The organism is Vibrio sp. S17_S38 (assembly GCF_014694375.1).
GTDB lineage: Bacteria > Pseudomonadota > Gammaproteobacteria > Enterobacterales > Vibrionaceae > Vibrio.
The window spans coordinates 24,811-41,706 of the sequence record NZ_JAAUWW010000004.1 but is presented as its reverse complement, the minus strand read 5'-3'; the positions used below and the strand labels follow the sequence as shown (position 1 = coordinate 41,706).

Genomic DNA, 16,896 nt, shown 5'->3' with positions numbered 1-16,896 from the left:
TTAATCCAACTTAAATCGAATAGGGATCTGAACACGATGCGCCATGGAAATACCGTTGATCTTTCTTGGGGTAAATTTCCATTTTTTAATTGCATCAAGTGCTGCTTCATCTAGCATATTGGCACCTGACGATGAAACTAATGTGCGTTTAATCTGTTGGCCAGTCTCATCAAGCCAGATTTCATAGGTTGCAGTCCCTTCAATACCTTTACGCTGAGCTAAGCGAGGGTAGCGGGGCTTAGTAGGTGGTGACATGAAATCAGGCTGATCGATCAAAATAGGTTGTTCACTGACGCCTTTTTTTGCATCTTGTTTGGTCATCATTTTTGTAGCGTGTTCTGTTTTCGTCACTGGAGTATCGATTTTTTTGACGCTTTTAACTGGCCTTGTCGATGTTTGTGTAGTGACTTTATTTTTTGGTACCGGTTTAATCGAAGGATGGTTTTGTTTAAGTGGCTTACTTAATTTTGGTTTTTTTTCAGCTATCGGTTTCAATTTGGGTGCGGTTTGTTTTGGTTCTACAGGAGTGGTTTTTTTTTGTACGTTAGTCAATGGCGCTGCTGAAGAATTGGACATGACACTTGGTGATGCAGCGATTAAATTAACTGATACTTTAGTGCTATTGCTTCCTGCCGGCATTGCATAGGCTTTTTGGTCATCTAACTGAGTTACCATCAATACATGTGCGCCAATCGCAATGGCAGCTGAAAATGTATAGCGACTGAAATTCACAAGATATCCTTATCAATGATCTTAGAAGAAATGTAGTGACGGGATTATTGATCAAGATACAAATAATATCAATTATCATTTGCATTATTATTTGCGCGAAATTATGATGTTTTTATTCAGAATAGTTGGTTATTAAATGGAATCGGTACCAATGGAATTAAGTCAGCAGAGTGATGCGACAGAGGTAAATATGGATAGAATGAAAGATGCAGTATTAGCCGTCATTACTGAGGACCCTAGCTTATTACCTGCCAGTATTGCTCAACAACTCAATATTTCAGAGCTTGACGTGGTTTCATCATTACCTAAAGAGATGGCGATCATTATTGAGGGAAGCCATGCACAAAGTATTTTGGAACAGTTGGTTGGTTGGGGACCGATGACCAGCATTGTACATTCAGGTGGGTCTATTTTCGAAGTTAAAGCTCCGTTTCCAAAAGGAAAGGTAGCGCATGGTTATTATAATTTAATGGGGCGGGAAGGTGAGTTACACGGACATTTAAAGCTTGAAAGCATGTCTAAAGTAGCCCTTATTTCTAAACTGTTCCGTGGAAAAGAAAGCTATTATTTTGGCTTTTTTGATCAACAAGGTGACAGTATTTTTAAAGTTTATTTAGGTCGAGACAATAAACGTGTGTTGTTCCCAGACCAAGTTGAAAAATTCAAACAACTTCAGTCCTCATTGAACTCATTATAAAAGGATAAATTATGCAAAACGAAGTTAAACAAGAAAGATTACAAGGTCGTTTAGGGCCAGAAATCCAAGAGTTTCGAGATGAAAGAAAAACCATCCAACTTGCTACTATTGATAAAGATGGCAAACCTAATGTGAGCTATGCACCTTTTGTGTCGAATAAAGAAGGTTACTTTGTTTTGATTTCAGAGATTGCTCGTCATGCACGAAATTTGCTAGATAGCCCAAATGTATCTTTAATGCTGATTGAAGATGAAGACTCAGCGAAGCAACTTTTTGCTCGTAAACGTTTAACTTTTGATGCATTGGCAAGTGTTGTTGAGAGAAATAGTATTCAATGGCAAGCCGTTATTGCTCAAATGGAATCGCGTTTCGGTGAAATAGTATCAAGCCTCAGTCAGCTAGAAGATTTTAAACTTTTTTGCTTAAAGCCAGAGAAAGGCTTATTTGTAAAAGGTTTTGGTCAAGCATTTCAAGTTTCTGGCGATGATTTAGTTGATGTGGTGCATTTAGAGCAAGGGCATAAAAAAGTGGTAAATAGTTAAGCAGCAATGATCATCATAATGTGATTATCAATCTTCAGGCTACAAATAAATGAAAAAAGGGTCAGTTCATATGAGCTGACCCTTTTTCCATTCTTGCAAGCAAAGGTATTGTCGTGTTCCCATTGGTTAGGGATGTTATTGTTTATAAACAATACACCTAGATTAACAATAGTGTATTTGGAAAACTAATATATGAGATTGGTTTCGTGTTTTGTGTAATCATTTCTCACTTTAACGCATTCATAATTTGAATATCTAATTTACGTCAAAAAGATGAACAGCTTTAAAGGACGAATTTTTATTGATACAAATATCAGTATTTAATTGGTTATCTTGCAGTTATCTATAGATAAGAATATTGTAAAGCGGATCGTTTGTTTCAGTTCACACACTGATTGGATGCCTGATAGTAAGAAAAGAATGGGATGATTTATGATTTGGAAGAAAGAAGTTAGCCTCGATATTTTGAATGCAACCTCTAAGAATACGTTGATGGAGCATCTGAATATCGTTTATACCGATTTAGGTGACAATACCATTAGTGCGACTATGCCGGTTGATCATACTACTCATCAGCCTCTTGGTATGTTGCATGGGGGCGCATCGGTTGTATTGGCTGAAACGTTGGGTTCATTGGCTGCCAATATGTGTGTGGATGATAACTCGTATTGCGTAGGATTAGATATTAACGCCAATCACATCAGAGCCAAACGCCGCGGCTTAGTCACTGGAACCACATGGCCCATTCATATTGGTGTATCAACACAAGTGTGGCAGATTGAAATTGTTGATGAAGAGAAGCGCTTACTTTGTACTAGTCGTATAACGATGGCAGTTAAATCTCGATAATGATCATTGAGTTCTCACACGGTAAAGTAATAGCTAATATGCACGAGATCGTCGTGCGACTAACAGGCGTTGGGTTGGTAACCTTACAAGCTCAAACCGATGCACTAACCTTGATCGGTCGTGGTGCTAATATAGTTACCGCCTATGATATGCAGTGCCAGTGGTCAGTACAGCTTGATTCTCTCGAGCAGTTACAGCAGCTTTCTGATTTTATTGGCACGCCAATTCAGGAGTGATGGATTTATTACATCACGGACATTCATGAAATAAGGCAATTTCTTTGTATATTCTTTGACACTTAGCCAAAGAATTCTTCTGTTTAGCATGCTAATCTAGGAAATATTTTTCTAACCCAAGATAGTTGAGTTTCCTCTTTATGAGCAGTCCTCGTTTACGTATTCAATTTGAGCGTTTGTTTGAGCATCTTCAAGGCGAAGATACTGCTATTCAATTGGATGATTTGACCGATATTTTGTGCTGTACACGTCGTAACGCTCGCATTGTTTTAAATAAGTTAGCCGAAGAGGGTTGGATAGAGTGGATCCCAGCCGCCGGGCGTGGAAAACAATCTCAGCTTATTTTTAAACGCAATAAATATGATGTGAGTGAGAATCTTGCTAAGCGGTATTTAGAAGAAGGCAAGATTGGTCATGCTTTATCGGTATTAGATAATGATCCTTCACGCTTAACGCAAATATTCCAAAGTTATTTAGGTGTCAGTCATTTAGAAGGCGAGCAGGTTGTTCGTTTGCCTTATTACCGCCAACTTGCCAACCTGAATCCAGTGAAACCTACTCGCCGATCTGAACAACATATTATTCACCAAGTATTTAGTGGTTTGACAAAGCTTGATGAACAAGAAAATGTTCAACCTGATCTCGCTCATCATTGGGAAATGCTTACCCCAACACACTGGCGCTTTTATTTACGCTCAGGAGTACGATTTCATAGTGGTGATCGTTTACAAATGGATGACGTTATTGAAAGTATTGAGAAGATGAGTTCGATGCTACTGTTTCAACATATCGAATCGGTTATGTCATCAGCAACGAACACTCTCGATATTGTATTAAATGAAGCTGACCACTATTTACCATTATTATTAACAGAAACATTGGCTAAAATTTTACCTAGCGCATCAGAACGTTCTGATTTATTTGATTTAATCCCAAATGGTACAGGGCCATATAGAGTCACTCGCAACGATGAAACTCGATTAGTACTAGAAGCTCATGACCAATATTTTGGTTATCGACCTCTCATTGAGCGAGTTGAAGTATGGGTGATTGATGAATCACATTCTTCGATGGTTTATCCAAGTCTAACCAATCCTATGAAACCCAAAGAAGGGCAATTTATTGATGTTGAGCTTGATCCTGGTTGTACTTACTTATTATTAAACCAAGCGACGGGACTGGCGAAAGATCCACTTTGGGCGGAATATTTTGCGAGTCGTTTGAATTCCTTTAGTTTATTACGAGAGATACCGGATCAAAAAGTAATAGAGCTTGGTTTGCTTCATGCGCATGGTTTAAAGCCCGGCTGGCATCATAGTGGGACTTATCACACTGACATTCGATTACCATTTAGTGAGGAAATGTCAAAGCCTATGATTACGGTTGCGTACCACTCTATGCATCCTTTATTCCCTCATGTGGTAGCCGCGATTAAATCATTATTGAAAAAAGATGGTCTTCAGATCAGAACGATAAAATATGATGTTGAGGTTGAACATCCTCAAGAAATCGATCTTTGGCTCAAACCCATGGGATTAGCAAATAATCGAAAAGATGCGTTGATGGGTTGGTTACTCGGCTATAGTGATATAGATAAAATGAGCAGAACCGAATTATTTAACAACTGGCAAAGTTTAATTAATGATTGGCGGGGCGAGAGTTCAGCGTCATTTCCAGCCAAAATATTAGCGAAAGAATTGGTACAAAGTAAGCAAGTTATTCCAATGTTCCATTGCTGGTTAGGTGTTGGTCAAGATCATTGTGGATCATTACAAAATGCTACTTGTAATGCGTTAGGTTGGTTCGATTTTAGTCAAGTATGGGTTAAACCTGAATAACTAGCCCAAAGAGTCATAATCTAGAAATTGTTTAAAGGAGATACTGCCATGAGTGTCATTACCGATAGCGATATTTTAAAAAATGATCAGGGTCGATTACAGCCTTGTGCAGTTGTACTGACTACAACGAACGATGATGAAATCACACAACTATTAATTGAGCAACTTCTTGAAAAACAACTAGCAGCATGTGTACAAGTCTTACCTATTTCAAGTTATTACCAGTGGCATGGTGAAGTGAATCACGATCAAGAATCCCTGCTTATTATTAAAATGGTTAAAACTCAATATAAAGAAGTCGAGCATTTGATTTTGGATTTAAATACTTATCAAGTACCGCAAATTATCATGCTACCAATTGAAACAGGATACTCTGAATATTTGCAATGGATAAACAAACACGCTCAACCTGATATCTCATAGCGAATAGCTCATATCTCATAGGTTGGCCATTGTCAGCCAATTATTTTTTAACTATGGATTTTTATGCAAACAGTCTCGATTTTAGTTGATGTACAAAACATTTATTACACCACTCGTGATATTTATCAACGCCACTTTGATTACAACGCTTTTTGGGCAAAAGTGATGAAAGATCGCACTTTAATTCATGCCAATGCTTATGCGATTGCTCGCAGTGATGATAAGCAAAAACAATTCCACAATATTTTGCGAGGGATTGGTTTTGAAGTGAAACTAAAACCGTTCATTCAAAGACAAGACGGTTCCGCTAAAGGTGATTGGGATGTTGGTATTGCGTTGGATGCGATTGAATTAGCGGAAATTTCTGATGTGATAGTGATAGCATCTGGAGATGGTGACTTTGACTTACTCGCTAAGCGAATTCAGCAACGTTACGGTAAGAAAGTAGAAGTCTATGGTGTCCCTGGTTTAACTGCAAATTCATTAATTGAAGCGGCAGATGAATATTTCCCAATTCAATCAGATTTACTACTCTAATAGATTTGAATGTGAAGCCGCTTTTAATTAAGAGTACTCATTATTGAAAGCGGCATCAGAATATCATTACTGGTTATTTTGAGTGTATAAAACACCAGTAATGAGTTTTCTTAAGTAGAGAGAATATAATCGACATACAGAGTGGCTCATTTACTCTAGCGATACAAGATAAGCTCGAATAACTTGTAATACACCAGAATCTCGGTGACTAGGTGCACTGAAACGGGCAAATTTCTTCACTTCTTCGTGAGCATTATCAACGGCATAGGAATGGTAGCTAGCTTGTAGCATTTCAATATCATTAAAATAATCACCAAAGCTCATGGTTTCTTCATAGCTAAAACCTAAGGTATTTTGTAGGTGCTTTATAGCATCGCCTTTAGATGCTTCGATGTTCATAATATCGAGCCAAATTTTTGCGCTTACCACCACTTTATGGCTCTTACCAAAGAGATTATTGATTGTTGGATGAACATTTTCAGCGGTTCCATCAAAATGGCAAATCGCGACCTTGATAAATTCATCTTTAACGCTTAGCAAGTCATTTACATATTCACAACGATGGTAATACTTTTGTATTTCTTCTAATGCTTTTGGATCTTGTGTTTCAATATAAGCCGATTTTTTGCCACATAAAACAGTATATGCACCCGCAATGGTACGAGCTTGTTTTATGATTTCTTTAATTGAAGGGGAATCGATGGTGCAGCTATACAATTCTTTATCCTGATGCATCACTAAAGTTCCATTTTCAGCAATAAACATCATTCTATCTTTTATGGGAAGAAAGCTTTCCACTAGGCTGTAGTATTGACGCCCAGATGCGGCAGCAAACATAATATTTTGGGCTTCAAGTTGGGTGAAAATGTTGAAAAAATCAGGATCTAACTTGCCATGTTGATCCAGTAAAGTCCCATCCATATCGGTTGCAATGAATTTGATTGTAGGTGATGACATTTGAATACTCACTCAATAATGGAATAAAAATCATATAGAAAACTACGATTATTATATAAAGCCCAATAAAAAACGCCCATCTATCAATGAAGTTGAGTACTTCATTACAGAGTAGGCGTTATGTATATCGGCTATAAACCTAATCTAACTAGAGTCGTTAGATTAACAGTTTAGTAGATGGATTTGAAATTAATCCAAGTGAATGATGTTAGCGCGATAAATGCAAAAGCAGAACCGTAAAGCAACCCAAAATACAGAGCAGTTGTCATCGCATTTTTAAATTGGTTGCTGATGATTTTTTTAGGTTGTTCTGCTATAAATGTAATCGTGTTCATGTTAGCCCCTTAGTGTGATTTACGTCACAATTAGACCACTTAATTTGAACTTGATCAAGTTTTTGTGTGTTTTTTCTACATTATTTTAATGGAGTATTAACGGTTTCTTTATAAGTTAAAAATAAACGAGCATCAAATTCTAGTTGGTGATAATCAGGTTCCATATGGCAACATAAAGCATAAAAAGCCTTGTCGTGATCTTTTTCTTTAATGTGCGCCAATTCATGTACTACTAACATTCTAAGCAGTGGCTCGGGAGCATCTTTAAAAATGGAAGAAATACGGATTTCATTTTTTGCTTTTAATTTTCCACCGTGATTACGAGAAACAAAGGTATGTAAGCCTAATGCATGATTAACGATATGGATTTTAGGATCGTAAATGACCTTCGATAGTGGTGAAGATTTTTTCAAATAACGATTTTTTATTTGTATCGTGTATTCATAAAGAGCTTTTTCTGTTTTGAGGTCATGCATTTTAGGATACTTATTGTTCAGCCATGACTTTAACTTATCATTGTTGATCAGTTGCTCGACCTGAGTTAACACTTGTTCAGGATAGCCTTGCAGGTATTTAAGTATTGGATTATTGGTCATACTTATTCTTATTTGAACTCACAGCCTTGGTGCTGGGAGTTCAATTTTTGTGGATTTTTTGCATCATAAGCTTATTAACTAAGAGTTTAGCCTTAAATAAATTTAAATTATGAAGCTTTAAATTGTGCTTTGCGTAAGCGGTTTAATGCAGCCATCACATCAAGCGTTCTTGGTTTAGCTAAATCACCATTATTAGGTAGCGCTTCGTGCCAATCGCCTTCTAAATATTGCTTGAATGCTTGAGCTGGGTTCTCGCTCCAACCTGGTTGCTGTGATAATAAGAACCACAACCAACCAATAGTATTTAATTCACAAATCGATTCCATTTGCTCCAAAGCCGAAAGGTTAACGTGTTCTTTACCAAATCGAAGCGTATGTGTACCTTTGCCTTGAATTCGGAATTTTCCTTCCGCTAAGATTTTTTGCAAGCAAGCATTTTGGAATGAACGAGCAGGGTGCGCGACAAGTTCGCTTTCCACTTCATGGTTGCGCTGACTTGGATGTTGCTCAACTACTTGCTTTGCTTTTTGAGTAACATCAAGTACTTGGTAATCATGCATTTGAATGACAGTATCCGCAATATCAAAGTAATCACCAGATCCGCCCATAACAATAATGGAGGATACACCTTGTTCATCACGCAACTGGCCAATACGATCGACGAGTGGTGTGATAGGTTCATCCCCTTTAGAAACGAGTGCTTGCATTCGCTCATCACGGATCATGAAATTGGTAGCCGAGGTATCTTCATCTATTAAAATCGTACTCGCGCCAGCTTCTAAAGACTCTTGTAGCCAAGCCGCTTGAGAGGTCGAACCGGAAGCATCTTGGGTTGAAAAATTAGTAGTATCTTTCCCCATTGGTAAGTGATTTATATAATTAGATAAATTCAAATTATGAACGCTGCGACCATCTTCGGCACGGATTTTCATTGCTTGCGGATCGGTAACAATATATTCACGGCCATCTGTTGGAATATGATCATAGATCGAGCGTTCAATAGCGGTTAATAATGTTGATTTACCATGGTAACCACCGCCCACAATTAGGGTAATACCTTTAGGAATTCCTAAACCACGGATATGACCACGGTGTGGTGTATGGAGTGTGATGGCTAAAGAATCTGGTGCGGTAAAGGTAATGGCTTCTTTCATTGGTAGATCGCAATCACCAGAAACACGTGGCAAGACACTATTATCAGCCACAAATGCCACTAAGTTATTAGCCGCTAGTTGACTGCGTAGGGCAACTTGATCTTCAGTAATTTCACAATGACGTTTTAAAGCTTCAATATCGATTTCACGTGCAAGAGTGGCGCGGCGAATAAACTTAGGCAAATGAAAAGTCAGAATATTAATGGCTTTTTTGCCTAAAATTTGTCGACCATCGGCAGGCAGGTTCACTCGAAAGCGTAGTTCAATGCCTTCTTGGGTAAATAATACCGCGGTATGGTCTAAGATCGTTTGCCCATTAAATGCGATATCAACCGTGGCTTCTGGTTGTGCTAATTTAGAAAAATAACGAGCAATATAATCGCGAGCAGCGCGTTGATAATCTTCCGATTCTTCTTGCAACCACTGTAGATCGGTCAATGACCAAGCACGTTTAGCGCGCAGTCGAGAAGCGGTGGCATGCGGATCACCTTGAACTGTATCGATGAAAAGATCGAAATCAGTAAAATCATATTGGCCTTTAATTTGTTGATAGGCACGATAGTTTTGTTTTTCGATGCTTTTCAGAGTGTAGATCAGGTTTTCCATAAAATATCAGTTTCGCTTTTTTGGGTGGGGCAAAATAATGGCGCTGAGTATAACCTGAATTGGGTTTTAGGCGAAGAGATTAAGGGCGTAGAGGAGAAGGCGATGGTGCCGGAAGACAGGATCCGAGAGCCGAAGAAGTTTAAGATGACCTTCTTCGGTTCTCAATCGCAGTTTAATCCTATATCGGCTTTGCTTTAGTTGTTTATTTTGCTAACGCTTGTAATTCTTCAATTGAAATATCTTGCGTATAATCGACACCTTCAAGTTCAAATCCATTGGCTTGCATGAACTCTTTTTTCACTGCTTGATAATCACCAATAGATTTAAAATTATCAGCAGTCATGCTTTCCATTATGATCTTAACTCGGGCTTGGATATTAGCATCCATTTCTAGATCATCAATTCGGATTAAACGTTCAGCATCTACGGGGATAATTTTTTGACCATAGAGCTTGGTGGTAAATAAACGCTGCATTTGTTCAATGCAACCTTCATGAGTTCCGTTATCTTTCATCGCTTTGTATAGCGCAATGAGATAAGGCGTTAATGTTGGGATGAACACACTGGCTTTGGTCACTAGGGCCTTGCAAACACTCACATGTGCAGAGCCATTAAAATTGGCCATTTTTAAGTTAAGAGAATGGCTAGCTTGGTGTAAATCAACTTTTGCCCAGCCAAGTGTACCATCACGATAAATAGGATAATTGGCCTCGCTGCCAATATAAGAAAATGCAACGGTTTTACAGCCTTCAGCTAGTGATTCATTGTTGATCAATGTATCTATCCAGCTTTCCCAATCGGATCCACCCATAACTTTTATTGTGGATTCAATTTCAATATCCGTTGCCGGTTCAATAGTACTCTCAAGCCATGAGTCATCTTCTAATAACACGGTCGCGCCAGTGACGCTGTCACCAATTGGTTTAATGCTCGATACCCATTTATTTCCGGTATTGTGGTCAGGGCGTACCCCTGTTGCTAGGCTATAAATAACTAGGTCTACTTCACCTTCAAAGTAGGTTTCAATTGCTTCGATGACTTGCTCGCGAGTCTCCTTAGCAAACGCATCACCTATAATATTGATTGCAATTCTTCCTTCTTTTTCGGCTTCTTGCTTGAAGAAAATATTGTTATACCAACCCGCACTTCCAACGCCTTTATCTGATGGGCCGCGTTCAAATGACACGCCAATGGTATCAGCTTGACTACCACCAAAAGTAAGAGCAATACGTGAAGCTAAACCAAAGCCCGAAGAGGAACCCAAAATTAGCACGCGTTTAGGACCATTTTTGATTGATGCAGCTTGTTTTACGTAATTAATTTGTTGCTTAACCGCAGATCTACACCCGTAAGGATGAGCAGAACGAGCAACGACGCCTTTAATGATGGGTTCAATGACCATATGTGATCCTATATATGTCTTTTTGGGGATGAAATATATTGATAAAAAATTATAGGTTCAGGATAAATTTATTTTCGAAAATTTTTATTGAGCAAAAAGGGTATAAATGGCTTTTATTTGAAATAAAAGGAAAAAAATTGTTTCAGATCATAAATGAAATCAACAATAACCGCGGTTACTCAGGATGAAATAGCTTCATTATAAAGTGAACCATTACCATCACAAATTCGTATTGGCTATTGTATTCACAGTATTGATTGCAGCTGAGTCGCCATGAATTGGGCGATCCACGGTTGTGCTTCCTCTTTTGGATGCAAACCGTCTTCTTTCATCCATTCAGGTTTGACGATGATATCTTTTAGAAAAAAAGGTAATAAAGGGATGTTTTGTTGTTTGGCTAATTCAGGGTATAAATGAGAGAAAGCTTGGGTATAACGTTTACCATAATTAGGTGGAACCATTATCTGCATCAGCGCAACTTGGCTACCAGCATCTTTACTCAGTTTAATGATTTGAGTGAGGTTACGAGTAATGGTTGCAGGAGGAAAACCGCGTAGCCCATCGTTAGCCCCTAATTCAATGAGCACCCAATCGGGATTATATTGGGCTAGTAGTGAGGGCAGACGAGCAAGACCATTACCCGTTGTGTCGCCTGAAATGCTGCCGTTAATAACCTTGGCTTTTATTACCTTTAGTTTGTAATTGCTCTGGTAATAATGCAGGCCAGCTTTGTTCGATAGACATTTGGTAGCCGGCACTCAAGCTATCTCCAAGTATCAAAATGGTTGGATTTTTTTGGCTTGCTTGCACCATGTTCACTTGTGCTAATGACGTTATAAATAACATCATCAATAAGGAAAATATTCTCACCATGTCTCAATCACCTATAGCAAATAAACTCACAGATATAATCACTGAGTCTACCGTGTCAGATCCTAAAAAGGTAGCCGTTATCACAGCAAAAAGCGTAGCAAAAGTGGTGAGTACCAAGCAAGAGCAGTTAACAATTTTACATGATGTTGATCTTTCTATTTATGCAGGAGAAAGTGTGGCATTAGTTGGAACCTCTGGCGCGGGTAAATCGACATTAATGACCTTATTGGCTGGATTAGATACACCTACAACGGGTGAGATAAGTTTATTAGGTAAGAGATTATCTCAATTAGATGATGAAGCGAGAGCGGCGCTGAGAAGTGATGCTATTGGGTTCGTTTTTCAAAGTTTTTTACTTATTCCCACTCTTTCAGCATTAGAAAATGTCACCTTGCCATGTTTGCTAAAAGGTGAGAATGAAGATATTGGGCGTGCGACAACGCTGTTAACGGAAGTGGGTTTAAAAGATCGTATTCACCATACACCAAATCAATTATCCGGTGGAGAGCAACAACGTGTTGCATTGGCAAGAGCATTTATGATTAAACCTCAGATTTTGTTTGCTGATGAACCGACTGGAAATCTGGATCAAATTACCGCTGCGAATATCATTGAGCAATTGTTCGAATTAAATAAAGCTCACGGTACCACTCTAGTATTAGTGACGCATGACGGCGATCTTGCCAAACGTTGTGACCGTATTTTTCATATGCAAGCTGGATATTTAGAAGAACATCGTGACCAAGATTCTAAGGAGAAATAATGAAACACTCTCCAGTCAATAATGTACAAAATCCTGGGATAAATAAAAATATTAATACGGTGCGATCTTTACCGAACAAAGCGTTATTAAAATGGAGTTGGCGCGAAATCAAACATGGTCAATTATGGCCAGTGGCAATGGCATTAACGCTCATTATTGCTTGTGTATTTGGTCTGGCAGCTTTGGCCGATAGACTTGATCAAGTGGTGATGATGCAGGGAAAAAATGCCTTAACAGCTGATACAGTTTTTCAATCATCGAACCCTTTACCTAAAACCTTACTCGATGAAACTCACAAGCAAGCACTATCTACTGCAACATTGACGCGCTTTGCGACGATGGCATTTAGTAACAACAGCATGCAATTGGTGACGGTAAAAGCGGTCGATACTGCTTATCCATTACGTGGCAATATGGAATTACAATGTGGTGACGAACGTTTAAACCATGTCAGTTCAAATCAATTATGGCTTGAGCCTAGAGTCATGGAGCAGTTACAAGTGAAAATTGGTGACAATGTCACAATTGGTGATGCCGATTTTAAAGTCTCAGGAGAAGTTACCCAAGAGCCAGGACTAGCCTTCAACCCATTCCAACAAATGCCAAGTGTGTATATTCATCAGTCGGATGTGGCTAAAACGGGTGCAGTACAAGTAGGTAGCCGTGTCAGTTTCCGTTTATTTATTAATGCTTCCACAGCTCAAATTGATGGATTAAAAAAAGATTTGTCTTTAACGCCAAGCGATCGTTGGGTTGACCAAGACTCTCAGAGTCGCACATCAGAAGTTTTTGACCGTACTAAACAATATCTCTCTCTAACCGTGGCGATTGTCATTGTGATGGCGGCTATTACGTTAGTTTTAACCTGCCAACATTATGTTGCGAGTCGTCGTCAAACTATTGCCATGCTTAAAAGTTTAGGCGCTCAAAAACCTTGGCTTATTCGTTGGCTTACGCTGCAAATTGGTAGCTTGTTTGTGATTGGCATTGTAGCTGGGGCTGTTATTGGCATCATCTTGGAAATATTGTTGCGAATTCCTCTTACCGATGTATTGCCTGATCCTTTGCCAAGTTATGGTTGGATGCCGTTAATATTGTCAACCGGAACCTGTTTTGCCATCGGTATTCCCGTATTAGGGATACCATTGTTGGGATTACTAAACACGTCTGCGGCCTCTGTTATGCAAGCAACACCGACTCGAATATCGAAGAAAGCATGGAGCTTGGTACTATTGCCATTGGGGTTATTAATACTGGCTTATGGTGGTAATACTTTGGTGTGGATGGTGCTTGCTAGTATCGTGATATTGTTTATTTTACTCGCCATTATTAGTTTATGTTTAGCTCGCCTGTTGCAAAAAATCCCCACATCTCCAGCATTAAAACTGGCTTTGAGTCGGATTAACCGCTCATCGATTGCGAGCGGTATTCAATTTGGCGCACTGGCGTTGTCATTAATGCTGATTGCGATGATTTGGTTGGTTCGTAGTGATTTACTCAGTGATTGGCAGCAAACTCTACCTCCGGATGCTCCGAATGTATTTGCACTTAACATTGCCGATTATGAAAAAGATGCGTATTTACAACATCTAGATGATGCGAAGCTTATTCGTTCACAAGCGTATCCGATCATTCGTGGTCGAATCAGCAAAATCAACGGAGAGGATGCGAAAGAATACGCGCATGGTGAGGATAAAAGTGATTCATTACGTCGTGAGCTCAATTTTACTTGGGCTGACACGCTGCCAGAAAGTAATGATTTACTTGAAGGAGCATGGGGCGAGCCGGGGAGTGTTTCCGTGGAGTCCGGTGTCGCAGACGATCTCGGTTTAAAAATCGGCGATAGCGTTTCATTTGTGATCAGCAGTCAAACGGTAAGTGCAAAAATTAACACTATCCGTAAAGTGCATTGGCGTGAAATGAAGCCGAATTTCTACTTTATTTTTACACCTGATGTTTTAAAAGATATTCCCGGCACTTGGCTTGTCAGTTTTAAAGCGCCAGAAAGTTCAACGTCGGCATCTACAGCTGATAATCAAACTGATGCTAATACTTTTTTAAATACATTATCGCGTGATTTCCCCACCGTGAGTTTGATGGACATTCGAACCATGGCAGGGAAAATTCAAGTTCTGCTGACTCAAATAGTTTGGTCGATCACCGTGTTGGCGGGTTTAGGTGTGGTGGCTGGTTTACTGCTTATTTTTACCTTACTTCGGTTGAGTTTATCGCAACGTCAGCAAGAAATTCGTTTGTACCGAACGTTAGGCGCGAGCCGTAAGCGCATTAGTAGAACGGTGTGGTATGAATATGGCATCATGGCATTAATCGCAGGGCTAGTGGCATGTATGGGCGCAGAAGCCAGTGTTGCGAGTATTATGAAATGGGGCTTTGAGCTCGACCCTAGTTGGCATTGGGGGCTGTGGGTTAGTTTACCTGCATTGGCTTTTGTTACTTTAGCCTTGGTGCTGAAAACGTTAATTCGTCAATTATTAATCCCAATGAATAAAGTTAACGATTAGAGTCAGTGTTAATAGGATTATGAGTTATCCACAAAAACGGTGGATAAATATTGGGATAACTCATTTACTATATTAAGGCGGTTAGCTTGTAGGCCACGAGATACAATTGTTATCGAAATTTGGTTATGCACATTTCACCAAAAACGGAAAAGTGAATAGAATGAGTCAAGGTTTATTTCAAATATTTTTAATAAAATAATTTAATATATTTTCAATTATTTCTCGAAAAACTTGAGTAAAATGATAGGGTAATCGACAGGTTTTCATAACGTACTGTGATATCGCATTATGGTAGTGAATTATATGCTCCCAAGTATTGGGTTTAAGTTTAGGATTGTTAATTAATACTATGTCAGCACCTCATATAGGTATTATTGGTGGTGGAATTGCAGGTGCTACGGCTGCTTTGCATTTTGCTGAGTTGGGCTTGAACGTTTCTGTCTTTGAACGTGGTCCTAGTTTGGTCGACGGACCTCCAATTTGTCATTTACATGCAGGTGGCAATTTATATCGTGAAATCTCGCAACAACAGTGTGTTCAACTGCTAAAAGAATCGATAGAAACGGTTAAACTTTATCGTCATACCTTAAATATTCGCCCGACGGTTATTGCAGTTCCCCAAAAAGATGCAGGTCAGCCAGAAGATCTATTGCCACGCTTAGATGTGATTAAGCAAGCATATCAAGAACTTGTTATAAATGATCCATCTAATCAAGTGCTTGGAAACCCTAATCATTATTATAAGCTCTATTCTAAAGCTGACCTTGAAAGGTTGGCTGAAATGGATGCACCGAGTTCTGATGATATTACTGAAGCCAGTTTAGATGAATGGATGATACCTTTTGCTAAACAAGTGGATTTGAACTTACTTAAATTTCCAGTTGTGTTAGTACAAGAATATGGACTAAGTGTATTTCGCTTATCGGCAACTGTGAATATTTCTTTACAACAACTTTCTAATTGCCATGTTCATACTGGAACCACGGTTACTGGCGTGAATGAGTCAATTAATCAAAAGGGTCAATCCGGTTGGAAAATTCATTTTCAACCATCGGTTTCTCCTGTGACGGGCGCGAGTGGGCAGAATAAATCTGTTGATGTGGATTATTTAATTAATGCTTCTGGGTATCAAACTGGCACTGTTGATGACTGGATCAAAGCACCACGCTCTCGTTTAGTTGAATTCAAAGCCGCTTATGTAGCTCAATGGCCTGAGCATAATGGAATGTGGCCAGAGGTTATATTTCATGGTGAACGAGGTACTCCACAAGGGATGGCGCAATTAACGCCTTATCCTGACGGTTATTTTCAACTTCATGGTATGACAGAAGATATCACTTTGTTTAGTGATGGTGTGGCTAAATCAACCGAAGAAAGCTCTCAACCTAAATTACCTGCTTACCTTATTAATAAAATTATTCGAGGTTGGGATGATGCTGAGCAAGTTGAACGCACTAATAAAGCCATCACTCATATGGCACAATTTATCCCTAGCTTTTCTAGCGCCAAAATAGGAGGAAAACCTTTATTTGGTGCGCAACAAGTTCCTGGATCTGATATTTCATTACGAGCAGCCAGTGTTTCATTTGTGGGTGATAATTACGCACGACTAGAAATTGTTAAAGCCTCTTCCGCCATTGAAGCGGCTAAGCAAGTTGAAGTTGAGCTGCGTAATAACGGGTATATTCAAAATAATGCGGAATTAATTGCTAACCCTGTTTCAACTCAGTTGAACTTAGGCGAAGTATTAGAAAAAGCCTTTGAATTAGCAAAAGAAAGGCATTATCCAACCGCGTTGGCAGGAATTGGTGGGGTGAACCAAACTGGTTGATTT

16 protein-coding genes and 1 pseudogene are annotated in these 16,896 nt (G+C 39.1%); 10 read left to right on the top strand and 7 right to left on the bottom strand.

Going from position 1 to position 16,896, the window contains the following annotated elements:
• Positions 1 to 732 (bottom strand): energy transducer TonB, encoded by a 732-nt coding sequence (locus tag HC725_RS04535; protein ID WP_342365921.1) that lies wholly within the window; start codon positions 730 to 732, stop codon positions 1 to 3.
• 190 nt (positions 733 to 922) lie between these two features.
• On the opposite strand from HC725_RS04535, the gene hutX reads away from it, so the two are divergent.
• From hutX to HC725_RS04500, 7 genes are all read left to right on the top strand, one after another.
• Entirely contained in the window at positions 923 to 1,429 is a 507-nt protein-coding gene (gene hutX, locus HC725_RS04530; RefSeq protein WP_190330715.1) for a heme utilization cystosolic carrier protein HutX, read from the top strand.
• A gap of 11 nt (positions 1,430 to 1,440) precedes the next feature.
• Positions 1,441 to 1,971 carry a heme utilization protein HutZ gene (gene hutZ, locus HC725_RS04525; protein WP_190330591.1) on the top strand — a complete coding sequence of 177 codons (531 nt, stop codon included), beginning with the start codon at positions 1,441 to 1,443 and terminating at the stop codon, positions 1,969 to 1,971.
• Between the two features lie 432 nt (positions 1,972 to 2,403).
• Positions 2,404 to 2,820: a hotdog fold thioesterase gene (locus HC725_RS04520; RefSeq protein ID WP_190330590.1), complete on the top strand. Its 417-nt coding sequence runs from the start codon at positions 2,404 to 2,406 to the stop codon at positions 2,818 to 2,820.
• Positions 2,820 to 3,056, top strand: a complete 237-nt coding sequence (locus HC725_RS04515) for a DUF3389 family protein (RefSeq protein WP_190330589.1) — start codon at positions 2,820 to 2,822, stop codon at positions 3,054 to 3,056. Before HC725_RS04520 ends, HC725_RS04515 begins: the two co-directional genes overlap by 1 nt.
• A 140-nt stretch (positions 3,057 to 3,196) precedes the next feature.
• Complete coding sequence (locus HC725_RS04510; RefSeq protein ID WP_190330588.1) at positions 3,197 to 4,894, top strand: SgrR family transcriptional regulator; 1,698 nt, start codon at positions 3,197 to 3,199, stop codon at positions 4,892 to 4,894.
• A gap of 48 nt (positions 4,895 to 4,942) precedes the next feature.
• Entirely contained in the window at positions 4,943 to 5,317 is a 375-nt protein-coding gene (gene cutA / locus HC725_RS04505; protein ID WP_190330587.1) for a divalent-cation tolerance protein CutA, read from the top strand.
• 63 nt (positions 5,318 to 5,380) lie between these two features.
• Positions 5,381 to 5,854, top strand: a complete 474-nt coding sequence (locus tag HC725_RS04500) for a LabA-like NYN domain-containing protein (RefSeq protein WP_190330586.1) — start codon at positions 5,381 to 5,383, stop codon at positions 5,852 to 5,854.
• A gap of 150 nt (positions 5,855 to 6,004) precedes the next feature.
• On the opposite strand, the gene HC725_RS04495 is transcribed toward HC725_RS04500, so the two are convergent.
• The 6 genes and pseudogenes from HC725_RS04495 to tesA form a co-directional block, all read right to left on the bottom strand.
• Complete coding sequence (locus HC725_RS04495; protein ID WP_190330585.1) at positions 6,005 to 6,811, bottom strand: Cof-type HAD-IIB family hydrolase; 807 nt, start codon at positions 6,809 to 6,811, stop codon at positions 6,005 to 6,007.
• 170 nt (positions 6,812 to 6,981) lie between these two features.
• Positions 6,982 to 7,146 (bottom strand): hypothetical protein, encoded by a 165-nt coding sequence (locus HC725_RS04490; protein WP_190330584.1) that lies wholly within the window; start codon positions 7,144 to 7,146, stop codon positions 6,982 to 6,984.
• Positions 7,147 to 7,226: 80 nt separating this feature from the next.
• On the bottom strand, positions 7,227 to 7,742 hold the full coding sequence (locus HC725_RS04485) for a YgjP-like metallopeptidase domain-containing protein (protein WP_190330583.1): 516 nt from the start codon (positions 7,740 to 7,742) through the stop codon (positions 7,227 to 7,229).
• A 107-nt stretch (positions 7,743 to 7,849) separates the two neighbouring features.
• Complete coding sequence (locus tag HC725_RS04480) at positions 7,850 to 9,502, bottom strand: ABC-ATPase domain-containing protein (protein WP_190330582.1); 1,653 nt, start codon at positions 9,500 to 9,502, stop codon at positions 7,850 to 7,852.
• 202 nt (positions 9,503 to 9,704) lie between these two features.
• Entirely contained in the window at positions 9,705 to 10,904 is a 1,200-nt protein-coding gene (gene fabV, locus HC725_RS04475) for an enoyl-ACP reductase FabV (RefSeq protein WP_190330581.1), read from the bottom strand.
• Positions 10,905 to 11,149: 245 nt separating this feature from the next.
• Positions 11,150 to 11,777, bottom strand: a pseudogene (gene tesA, locus HC725_RS04470) (multifunctional acyl-CoA thioesterase I/protease I/lysophospholipase L1).
• Here tesA and HC725_RS04465 point away from each other — a divergent pair.
• The 3 genes from HC725_RS04465 (at position 11,776) to HC725_RS04455 (ending at position 16,893) form a co-directional block, all read left to right on the top strand.
• The gene (locus HC725_RS04465) at positions 11,776 to 12,540 is read left to right on the top strand and encodes an ABC transporter ATP-binding protein (protein ID WP_190330580.1); all 765 of its coding nucleotides are present in this window, start codon (positions 11,776 to 11,778) and stop codon (positions 12,538 to 12,540) included. The pseudogene tesA and the gene HC725_RS04465 sit on opposite strands and share 2 nt — an antisense overlap.
• Before the next feature lie 59 nt (positions 12,541 to 12,599).
• A complete protein-coding gene (locus HC725_RS04460) occupies positions 12,600 to 15,062 on the top strand; it encodes an FtsX-like permease family protein (protein WP_190330714.1) in 2,463 nt (820 codons plus the stop codon).
• Positions 15,063 to 15,411: 349 nt separating this feature from the next.
• Positions 15,412 to 16,893 carry an FAD-dependent oxidoreductase gene (locus HC725_RS04455; RefSeq protein ID WP_190330579.1) on the top strand — a complete coding sequence of 494 codons (1,482 nt, stop codon included), beginning with the start codon at positions 15,412 to 15,414 and terminating at the stop codon, positions 16,891 to 16,893.
• The last annotated feature ends 3 nt before the right edge of the window (positions 16,894 to 16,896 follow it).